Genomic DNA, 10,811 nt, shown 5'->3' on the forward strand with positions numbered 1-10,811 from the left:
ACCAGGTTGGTCGGATCGCACGGTAGGCGCGGCTGAAAGTACTCCTCGCCGCAGAAAAATTGAAAGTAGACGTTCTCCGCCCAGCGCTCGCACACTGACTCATCACTCTCGTTGTACGCATGCTTCAATCACACAAGAGATGGGCGATGACCCGATGCACGTCATGATGCGCCAGATCATGGCGCTCTTCGACGAGTACCAGTCCAAGGAAAACGCCAAGCACGTCATCCGGGCGCTGAAGGAGAACGCACGGCAGGGCTTCTGGAACGGCTCGCTGCCGCCGATCGGCTACCGCGTCGTCGCGGCCGAGCAGCGCGGGGCCAAGACCAAGAAGAAGCTGGAGATCGACCCGCTCCACGCCGACACGGTGCGGCTGATCTATCGCCTTGCGCTGGAAGGCGACGGGACCACGGGCCAGATGGGCGTCAAGAACATCGTCTCCTATCTGAACAAGCGCCGCATCTTCACCCGTGATGGCGGACGTTGGGGCATCGGGCAGGTTCACCGCATCCTGACGCGCCGCACCTACAGGGGGGAGCATGAGTTCAACAAGCGCAGCAAGACCAAGGAACTGAAGCCGGTCAGCGAGATCGTGACGGTTCCGGTCCCGCCGATCATCGATCCCGAGACGTTCGATACGGTGCAGAAGCTGCTCAAGGCCCGTAACCCCAAGCTCATGCTCGCCCGCGTCATCAGCGGGCCGACCATGCTGACGGGGCTGATCCATTGCGCCAAGTGCGGCGGAGCGATGACCATCCGCACTGGCAAGGGTGGGCGCTATCGCTATTATGCCTGCTCGACCCGCGCGCGGCAGGGGCCGACCGCCTGCGAGAGCGTCGCCGTTCCGATGGAGAAGCTGGACGATCTCGTTGTCGATCATCTGGAGGAACGGTTGCTCCAGCCCGAGCGACTCGAAACCATCCTCGCCAGCGTTCTCGACCGCCGACAGGAACAGGGCGAGCGTCGGCGCGACCATATTGCGGAACTGAACAAACGCGCGACCGAATCGGACTTGCGCCTCAAGCGCCTGTACGACGCGATCGAGGCCGGCGTGGCCGACATCGAGGACCCGGCGCTGAAAGACCGTATCGCCGGCCTCAAGGCGCTCAGGGATCAGGCCAGAGTGGATGCCGAGCGGGCGCAGGCCATGCTCGACAGTTCAGGAGCCAAGGCCGTCACCCCGGAGATGGTCCGTACCTTTGCGCAGACCGCCCGCCGGCGAATCAGGCTGGAAGGCGGCGGCTACCGCCGCGACCATCTCCGCGCGCTGGCACAGCGCGTCGAGGTGAATACCGGCGAAGTCAAGATCATGGGATCGAAGTCCCGGCTCCTCCAGACGCTGGTGGCGGGCAACGGCGTAAACGCAGTGCCCACTCAGGGACTGAAGTGGCGAATAGCGAGCGATTCGTACTGACGGCATCCGTGCTCGAACTCAGCAACGGATTCTTACGCAACTTCGATATTCGTGCACGCGCGAGGCCGTTTCTGATCGCGCTCGCCGAGAAAACCGGGTTATCCGTGCATCTCGCCGTGCGCGATCGTCTCGACATGGTTGTAATCGATTCAATTCGACCGCGCTCGGCCGTGCTGGTGTCGCGACTGGAAGTCGGCGGCCGGATGGATCTGAGCCGGACGGCCGTCGGGCGCGCGTATCTGTCGGTGCTATCGGCGGAGGAACGGCAGGCCTTGATCGGCAGCCTGCAAACCGCTTCCGGCGACGACTGGCCGGCCATCGCGCGCGGGCTGCAACTCGGACTCGATTACGCGCGCGATCACGGTTTCGCCATTTCCATCGGCAAATGGCATCACGGGCTGAACGCGATCGCGGCGGGCTTCGTCGGGCCGTCCGAGGAGCGTTACTCGGTGAATTGCGGCGGCGCGGCGCATTCATGCCCGCCGGAAACGCTGGTCGGCGATGTCGCGCCGGCCTTGCTCGACTGCGTCACGCAGATCGCGCTGGAAATCGGCGGCAAGGCCGGTACGCCCTTCTTCGATCAGGCCGATTAAACTAGTGCCCTCGCCGGGGTCGCCGGCCGCGTCCGACTTAGCCTCGCCTTAGTCCCGCTTCAATCCCGTGTAACACTCGTAATCAGCCGAAAGAATGGCCGGTGGACGGGTCACGGTGCGGGACGTAGCATCATGCTTCGCGTGGTCCGGCCCGGCATGCCGCGTGCGCCGCCGAGTCGTGTCGAATGGTGCCGACTCATGCCGAACCACGCCGGACATCGGCCGGGCTTGCCCGCAGGCCGGCATCCTCAAGACTCCTAGCGTTTCCGTGCGGTCGCCCGGTGCGATTTCACGGGCGCACGAACGCGTATCGCGAGACGCCGCCCATCCGCGCCACGTAACAGAATCGAAAGACCCAGTCAGCGAATCGATGGACGACCAAAAGAATTCTTCCGGGCAGCCTCGCCCGACGCCCACTCCGCCCGCCTCCCCCACCCCGACGGAACGGCCGCCGCGACGGCGACGCGTGGTGCCGCTCATCGTGGCGGTGCTGATCGTCGCGGGCGCGATCGCCTGGTGGCATCCGTGGAATCGTGGCGGCGAAAGCGGACCGGGCGCGCAGCAGGACGTGCGTCAGGGCGGCGGCCGGCGCGGCGGGCCCAATGCGATGAACATGCCGCAGCCCGTCCATGTGGCCACGGTCACGCAGGGCGAAATGCCGGTCGTCATCAATTCGCTGGGCACGGTCACGCCGCTCGCCAATGTCACGGTGAAGACGCAACTGAACGGCATTCTCACGGAAGTGCATTTCCAGGAAGGCCAGATGGTCAAGCGCGGCGACGTGCTCGCGCAAATCGACCCGCGTCCCTACGATATCTCGCTGCGCAACGCGCAAGGCACGCTGGCGCGCGATCAGGCGCTGCTGCAAACCGCGCGGCTCGATTTGCAGCGTTATCAGACGCTGCTGTCGCAGGATTCCATCGCCAAGCAGCAGGTCGATACGCAGGCGTCGCTCGTCAAGCAATACGAAGGCGCGGTCAAATCCGATCAGGCCAACGTCGATACCTACAAGCTCGATCTGACCTACGCGCGCATCACCGCGCCGGTGTCGGGGCGCGTGGGGCTGCGTCAGGTCGATCCGGGCAACTACGTGACCACGGGCGACACCAACGGCGTCGTTGTCATCACGCAGTTGCAGCCGATCAGCGTCATTTTCACGACGTCGGAAGACAACCTCTCGGCGATCCTCAAGCCGCTGCACGCGGGCACGAAGATGTCGGTGACGGCGTATGACCGCGCCAACACCACGCCGCTCGAAGCCGGCTTTTTCGAAACCGTCGACAACCAGATCGACACCACGACCGGCACCGTCAAGCTGCGCGCGACCTTCGACAACAAGGGTCTCGGCCTTTTCCCGAATCAGTTCGTCAACACAAAGCTGCTGGTCGACGTGATCAAGCAGGCGACCATCGTGCCGACGCCCGCCGTGCTCAACGGCTCGCAAGGCGCGTTCGTCTACGTCGTGAAGCCGGACAATACGGTAACGGTGCGGCTCGTAAAGCCCGGCCCGGTCGATGGCGAGCGCACCAGCATCAAGTCGGGTCTGCAGGTCGGCGAGCGCGTGGTGATCGACGGCTCGGATCGTCTCAAGGAAGGCGCGAAGATCACGATTCCGGCGGAAAAGGCGAACGCGGCGTCTGGCGCATCTGGCGCGTCTGGGGCATCGGCTGCCGCGCCTGCATCGGCGGCATCGGGCGCGCGTCACGGCGGGCATCGCCGCAAGCAAACCGACGCGCAGTAAGAGTTAAGCGAAACGCATGAATCCTTCTCGCATCTTTATCCTGCGGCCGGTCGGCACGGCGCTCCTGATGGCGGCGATCATGCTGGTCGGCCTGGTCGCGCTGCGCTTCCTGCCGCTCTCGGCGCTGCCGGCGGTCGACTATCCGACCATTCAGGTGCAGACGTTCTATCCGGGCGCATCGCCCGACGTGATGACGTCGTCCGTTACCGCGCCGCTGGAAAAGCAGTTCGGCCAGATGGCGAGCCTGAACCAGATGTCGTCGCAAAGCTCGGCGGGCGCATCGGTCATTACCTTGCAGTTCGGGCTCGATCTGCCGCTCGATATCGCCGAACAGGAAGTGCAGGCCGCGATCAACGCGGCGGGCAATCTGCTGCCGTCCGACCTGCCCGCGCCGCCGATCTACGCCAAGGTCAATCCGGCCGACGCGCCGATCCTCACGCTCGCCGTCAGCTCGAAAACGCTGCCGCTCACGCAGGTGCAGGATCTGGCCGACACGCGGCTCGTGCAGAAGATTTCCCAGGTGGCCGGCGTGGGTCTGGTGTCGATCAGCGGCGGCAATCGCCCGGCCGTGCGCATTCAGGCGAACACGCGCGCGCTGGCATCGTACGGGCTGAATATCGACGATCTGCGCACGACGATTTCCAACCTCAATGTCAACACGCCGAAGGGCAACTTCGACGGCCCGTCGCGCGCCTACACGATCAACGCGAACGACCAACTCACCGACGCCGATGCCTACAAGAGCGCGGTGGTCGCCTATCGCAACGGCCGCCCGGTGATGCTGACCGATGTCGCGACCATCGTACAGGGTCCGGAAAACACCAAGCTCGGCGCATGGGTCGATTCGACGCCCGCCATCATTCTGAACGTGCAGCGTCAGCCGGGCGCGAACGTGATTCAGGTCGTGGACGGCATCAAGAAGCTGTTGCCCGCGTTGCAGGAATCGCTGCCCGCCGCGCTCGACGTGCGCATCGTCACCGACCGCACCACGACCATCCGCGCCTCCGTGCACGACGTGCAGTTCGAACTGGCGCTGTCGGTCGTGCTGGTCGTGCTGGTCATTTATCTGTTCCTCGCTAACGTCTACGCGACCATCATTCCGAGCTTGTCGGTGCCGCTGTCGCTGGTCGGCACGCTGGCCGTCATGTATCTGTGCGGTTTCTCGCTCGATAATCTCTCGCTGATGGCGCTGACCATCGCGACCGGCTTCGTCGTCGACGACGCCATCGTGATGATCGAGAACATCGCGCGTTACGTCGAGGAAGGCGAACCGCCGCTCGAAGCCGCGCTTAAGGGCTCGAAGCAGATCGGCTTCACCATCATCTCGCTGACGGTGTCGCTGATCGCGGTGCTAATTCCGCTGCTGTTCATGGGCGATGTGGTCGGCCGCCTGTTCCACGAGTTCGCCATCACGCTCGCCGTGACCATCGTGATTTCGGCGATCGTCTCGCTGACGCTGGTGCCGATGATGTGCGCCAAGCTGCTGCGCCATACGCCGCCGAAGGAAAGCAAGCGCTTCGAGGCGCGCGCGCATCAGTTCATCGACTGGGTGATCGGGCGTTATGCCGTCGCGCTCGAATGGGTGCTGGCGCGGCAGCGCGCGACGCTGCTCGTGTTCGTGCTGACGCTGATCGGCACCGCCCTGCTCTATATCTATATTCCGAAGGGCTTTTTCCCGACGCAGGATACCGGCGTGATTCAGGCGATCACGCAAGCGCCACAGGCGGCGTCGTATCAGGCGGTCGCGGCGCAGCAGCAGGCGCTGGCGAAAAAGATTCTGCAAAATCCGGACGTGGAGAGCCTGACGTCGTTTATCGGCGTGGACGGGACGAATATCACGCTGAACAGCGGGCGCATGCTCATCAACCTGAAGCCGCGCGACGACCGCAGCAACACGTCGGCGGAAATCATCCGCACCATTCAAAGCGAAGTGGCGGATATTCCGGGCATCAAGCTGTATATGCAACCGGTGCAGGATCTGACCATCGATTCCACCGTCAGCCCGACGCAGTATCAGTTCATGCTGACGGACACGAATCCGTCCGAATTCGTGGAATGGGTGCCGAAGCTGGTCGAGCGTTTGCAGCACACGGATATCCTGACCGATGTCGCGACGGACCTTCAGCAGAACGGACAGTCCGTGTATATCGAGATCGACCGGCCGACGGCGGCGCGCTTCGGCATCACGCCCGCCACGGTCGATAACGCGCTCTACGACGCGTTCGGCCAGCGCATCATCTCGACCATCTTCACGCAGTCGAACCAGTACCGCGTGATTCTCGAATCCGAGCCGAGCGACGCGCATTACAGCGATATCCTCAACGGCATCTATCTGCCCTCGTCCACCGCAACGAACGGACAAGTGCCGCTGTCGTCCATCGCGACCTTCCATGAACGCGCGGCGCCGCTGCTCGTCACGCATCTGGGCCAGTTCCCGGCGACGACCGTGTCGTTCAATCTCGCCAAGGGCGCGTCGCTCGGCGCGGCCGTGAAGGCGATCGACCAGGCGAAGAACGATATCGCGCTGCCCGCGTCGTTCCAGATTCGCTTCCAGGGCGCGGCGCTGGCGTTCCAGGCGTCGCTGTCGAACGAACTGTTCCTGATTCTCGCGGCCATCGTCACGATGTATATCGTGCTCGGCGTGCTGTACGAGAGCTTTATCCATCCGATCACGATCCTCTCGACGCTGCCGTCCGCGGGCGTCGGCGCGCTGCTGTCGCTGATGATTACCGGCAACGATCTGGACATCATCGGCATCATCGGTATCGTGCTGCTGATCGGTATCGTGAAAAAGAACGCGATCATGATGATCGACTTCGCGCTCGAAGCAGAACGCGAACAAGGCAAGTCGCCGTACGATGCGATTTTCCAGGCGTGTCTGCTGCGCTTCCGCCCGATTTTGATGACGACGATGGCGGCGCTCCTCGGCGCGCTGCCGCTGATGCTCGGCTGGGGCGCGGGTTCGGAATTGCGCCGGCCGCTGGGCATTGCGATCGTCGACGGCCTGATCGTGTCGCAGTTGCTCACGCTGTTTACGACGCCGGTGATCTATCTCGGCTTCGAATCGCTCGGGCGCCGCCTGCGGTCGCGCTTCGGGCATCACATCAATCCGTCGCGTCCGGCGAGCGACGAGAGATAAGCGATGAACATGTCGCGCCTCTTTATCAACCGCCCGGTCGCGACGACGCTGCTCGCTATCGGCATCGCGCTCGCGGGCATGTTCGCGTTCGTGAAGCTGCCGGTCGCGCCCTTGCCGCAGGTCGATTTCCCGACCATTTCCGTGCAGGCGTCCTTGCCGGGCGCGAGTCCGGAGACGGTGGCGACGAGCGTCGCGAGTCCGCTGGAGCGGCATCTGGGCACCATCGCCGATGTCAGCGAAATGACGTCGATGAGTTTGGTCGGCACCACGCGCATCGTCTTGCAGTTCGGCCTGAACCGCGATATCGACGGCGCCGCGCGCGATGTGCAGGCCGCGATCAACGCCGCGCGCGCCGATCTGCCCACGGCCCTGCGCCAAAATCCGACCTATCACAAGGTCAATCCCGCCGACGCGCCGATTCTCGTGCTCGCGCTCTCCTCGCCCACCCGGACGCCGGGCGCAATGTACGACTCCGCCGCCACCGTCCTGCAGCAGACGCTTTCCACGGTTCCCGGCGTCGGCGAAGTCAACGTGAGCGGTTCGGCCAATCCCGCCGTGCGCGTGGAACTGGAACCGGGCGCGCTGTTTCACTACGGTATCGGACTGGAAGACGTGCGCGCAGCGCTGGCATCGGCGAACGCGAACAGCCCGAAAGGCACGATCGAGTTCAAGGACACGAACATCCAGCTGTACACCAACGATCAGGCAAGCAAGGCCGCGCAGTACAAGGATCTGGTGGTCGCGTATCGCAATGGCGCGGCGGTGAAGCTGTCGGATGTCGGCGAAGTGGTCGATTCGGTCGAGGACCTGCGCAATCTCGGCCTGATCAACAACAAGCGCACGGTGCTGGTGATTCTGTATCGTCAGCCGGGCGCGAACATCATCGAGACGATCGATCGCGTCAAGGCGATGCTGCCGCAATTGCAGGCCGCGCTTCCCGCCGATATCCAGATCACGCCGACCGCCGACCGCTCGACCACCATCCGCGCGTCGCTGCACGACACCGAAGCCACGCTCGCCATCGCCGTGGCGCTGGTCGTGATGGTCGTGTTCCTGCGCAACTGGCGCGCCACGCTGATCCCGAGCGTCGCCGTGCCGATATCGATCATCGGCACCTTCGCGGCGATGTATCTGCTCGGCTTCTCGCTCGACAATCTCTCGCTGATGGCGCTGACCATCGCCACCGGCTTCGTCGTCGACGACGCCATCGTCGTGCTGGAAAACATCTCGCGGCACGTCGAAAACGGCATGCCGCGCATGCAGGCGGCGCTGCTCGGCGCGAGCGAAGTCAGCTTCACCGTCATCTCGATGAGCATTTCGCTCGTCGCCGTGTTCCTGCCCATCCTGCTGATGGCGGGCATTATCGGGCGGCTGTTTCGCGAATTCGCGCTGACGTTGTCGCTGGCGATTGCCGTGTCGCTGGTCGTGTCGCTGACCGTCACGCCGATGATGTGCTCGCGCCTGCTCGAAGAGCCACACGAGAAGCGCGAGGAAGGACGCGTCGCGAAGTGGCTGGAGCGTCAGTTCCAGCGTCTGCAACGCGGCTATGCGCGCTCGCTCGGCTGGGCGCTGGCGCATCCGCGACTGATCATCCTAACCTTGGTCGCGACCGTTCTGCTCAACGGCTATCTGTATGTCATCGTGCCGAAGGGCTTTTTCCCGCAGCAGGACACGGGGCGCATCATCGGCGGAATTCAGGCGGATCAGAGCACGTCGTTCCAGGCCATGAAGGGCAAGTTCTCCGAGATGATGAAGATCGTCGAGGCGGACCCGGCGGTGGATAGCGTCGCGGGCTTCACGGGCGGCCGCTCGACCAATACCGGCTTCATGTTCATCTCGCTCAAGCCGAAGAGCGAGCGCAAGATTTCCGCCGATCAGGTCATCAACCGTCTGCGCAAGCCGCTCGCGGATGTCGCCGACGCGCGCACGTTCCTGCAAGCGGTGCAGGACATTCGCGTGGGCGGACGGCAATCGAACGCGCAGTATCAGTTCACGCTGCTGTCGGACACTACGTCCGATCTCTACAAATGGGGCCCGCTGCTCACCGACGCGTTGCAGAAGCGCCCCGAACTCGCCGATGTCAGTTCCGACCAGCAACAGGGCGGACTCGAAGCGATGGTCACCTTCGACCGCGCCACCGCCGCGCGCCTGAACATCAAGCCCGCGCAGATCGACAACACGCTTTACGATGCGTTCGGCCAGCGGCAGGTCTCGACCATCTACAACCCGTTGTCGCAGTATCACGTCGTCATGGAACTGGCGCCGAAGTACTGGCAAGACCCGGAAATGCTCAAGCAGGTGTGGATCAGCACGTCGGGCGGCACGGCGAGCGGGTCGGCATCGACGCAATCGACCACGACGTCGACCGCCGGCAGCAGTTCGGGCACGACCGCGTCGACCTCGAGCGGCGCATCGGAGACGACGGCATCGCTGGCGCTTGCGGCCGTGAAGAACTCGGCGACCAACGCCATCGCGGCGAGCGGCAAGTCGAGTTCGTCGGCGGGCGCGGCCGTGTCGACGTCGAAGGAAACGATGGTGCCGCTATCGGCCATCGCCAAGTTCGGGCCGGGCAATACGCCCTTGTCGGTGAATCACCAGAGCCAGTTCGTCGCCTCGACCATTTCGTTCAATCTGCCGCCGGGCAAATCACTGTCCGATGCCACCGCCGCGATCTACGAAACGATGGCCGAAATCGGCGTGCCGCAAACCATCCACGGCAGTTTTCAGGGCACGGCGCAGGCGTTCCAGCAATCAGTCGCGTCGCTGCCGATTCTGATCGCGGCCGCGCTTGCGGCGGTGTATATCGTGCTCGGCATGCTGTACGAGAGCTATATCCATCCGATCACGATTCTCTCGACGCTGCCGTCCGCCGGCGTCGGCGCGTTGCTCGCGCTGCTCTTGTTCCATACCGAGTTCAGCATCATCGCGTTCATTGCGGTGATTTTGCTGATCGGTATCGTGAAGAAGAACGCCATCATGATGGTCGACTTCGCCATCGAAGCGACGCGGCACGGCGCGAAGACCTCGCGCGACGCCATCGAGGAAGCGTGTCTGCTGCGCTTCCGTCCGATCATGATGACGACCGCCGCCGCCCTGCTCGGCGCGCTGCCGCTCGCGTTCGGTTCGGGCGAAGGTTCGGAAATGCGCGCGCCGCTGGGCATTGCGATCGTCGGCGGGCTGATCGTCAGTCAAATGCTGACGCTCTACACGACGCCGGTCGTCTATCTGTATATGGACCGGATTCGCGTGTGGTCGAAGGCGCGGCAGGCGCGGCGTAATGGCGGCGCGCGGCCGGCGAATGCGACCGAGTAAAGCTCGCGGCTGATTCGTGCGGCGCACCATCGATCGCATAAGTCCCGATGGCACGCCGCGCGCAAATGCCTTACCGTGTCGAGTCACCGCCCACGACCGCGAGCGAACTCGAATGTCATCCATGAAAGTTCTGCTGATCGGCGCGCACGGCCGCACCGGCCGTCTGATCGCGCGACGCCTGCACGAGCAGGCCGTGCCGTTTCGCGCGCTGCTGCGCAAGTCCGCGCATAAAAGCGAATTCGCGGCGATGGGCGCGGAAATCGTGCTCGGCGATCTCACTCACGACTTTTCCCACGCCTTCGACGACATCACGCATGTCGTCTACGCCGCCGGTTCCGCGGAAACCGAAGGCGTGCTTCAAGAACGCGAGATCGATCGCGATGCCGTGATGCGCACCGCCGATTACGCCAAGCGCCGCCGCGTGCATCAGTTGATCGTGGTGAGCGCGCTGTCGGCGTATCACCCGGAACGCAATCCGCTGTCGCTGCGTCATTAGTCGGCCCTTCAGAATTAGTCGAAGTCAAGGGTGGCAAGGGGCCGCCGGAAGATCGTGTTTCCCAGAACTCCCAGAAGCAATATTGATCTGAATGGTTTCCTGGGAGTTTGGAACTT

At 63.8% G+C, this 10,811-nt stretch carries 5 protein-coding genes and 2 pseudogenes; 6 read left to right on the plus strand and 1 reads right to left on the minus strand.

What is annotated here, in order from left to right; all coding sequences use genetic code 11:
- Nucleotides 1–128 (minus strand): annotated as a pseudogene (locus BVER_RS24195) (transposase); the annotation flags it as partial.
- A gap of 50 nt (nt 129–178) precedes the next feature.
- Between BVER_RS24195 and BVER_RS24200 the strand changes: the two are divergent.
- The 6 genes and pseudogenes from BVER_RS24200 to BVER_RS24225 all read left to right on the plus strand — a co-directional run bounded on the left by BVER_RS24200 (nt 179) and on the right by BVER_RS24225 (nt 10,695).
- A complete protein-coding gene (locus BVER_RS24200) occupies nt 179–1,414 on the plus strand; it encodes a recombinase family protein (RefSeq protein WP_232316740.1) in 1,236 nt (411 codons plus the stop codon).
- A pseudogene (locus BVER_RS24205) lies at nt 1,387–2,007 on the plus strand (IclR family transcriptional regulator); the annotation flags it as partial. The gene BVER_RS24200 and the pseudogene BVER_RS24205, both read left to right, overlap by 28 nt.
- Before the next feature lie 370 nt (nt 2,008–2,377).
- Complete coding sequence (locus BVER_RS24210) at nt 2,378–3,748, plus strand: MdtA/MuxA family multidrug efflux RND transporter periplasmic adaptor subunit (RefSeq protein WP_050455441.1); 1,371 nt, start codon at nt 2,378–2,380, stop codon at nt 3,746–3,748.
- A gap of 16 nt (nt 3,749–3,764) precedes the next feature.
- A complete protein-coding gene (locus BVER_RS24215; protein ID WP_050455442.1) occupies nt 3,765–6,887 on the plus strand; it encodes an MdtB/MuxB family multidrug efflux RND transporter permease subunit in 3,123 nt (1,040 codons plus the stop codon).
- Nucleotides 6,888–6,890: 3 nt separating this feature from the next.
- On the plus strand, nt 6,891–10,199 hold the full coding sequence (locus BVER_RS24220; protein ID WP_050455444.1) for an efflux RND transporter permease subunit: 3,309 nt from the start codon (nt 6,891–6,893) through the stop codon (nt 10,197–10,199).
- 121 nt (nt 10,200–10,320) lie between these two features.
- Nucleotides 10,321–10,695 (plus strand): NAD(P)H-binding protein, encoded by a 375-nt coding sequence (locus tag BVER_RS24225; RefSeq protein ID WP_232316738.1) that lies wholly within the window; start codon nt 10,321–10,323, stop codon nt 10,693–10,695.
- Nucleotides 10,696–10,811: the final 116 nt, after the last annotated feature.

The sequence above is a fragment of the Candidatus Burkholderia verschuerenii genome, from assembly GCF_001189365.1.
GTDB lineage: Bacteria > Pseudomonadota > Gammaproteobacteria > Burkholderiales > Burkholderiaceae > Caballeronia > Caballeronia verschuerenii.

Coding starts and splice junctions, on each gene's coding strand:
- BVER_RS24200 (WP_232316740.1), top strand. CDS start 179: ATGGCGCTCTTCGACGAGTACCAGTCCAAGGAAAACGCCAAGCACGTC.
- BVER_RS24210 (WP_050455441.1), top strand. CDS start 2,378: ATGGACGACCAAAAGAATTCTTCCGGGCAGCCTCGCCCGACGCCCACT.
- BVER_RS24215 (WP_050455442.1), top strand. CDS start 3,765: ATGAATCCTTCTCGCATCTTTATCCTGCGGCCGGTCGGCACGGCGCTC.
- BVER_RS24220 (WP_050455444.1), top strand. CDS start 6,891: ATGAACATGTCGCGCCTCTTTATCAACCGCCCGGTCGCGACGACGCTG.
- BVER_RS24225 (WP_232316738.1), top strand. CDS start 10,321: ATGAAAGTTCTGCTGATCGGCGCGCACGGCCGCACCGGCCGTCTGATC.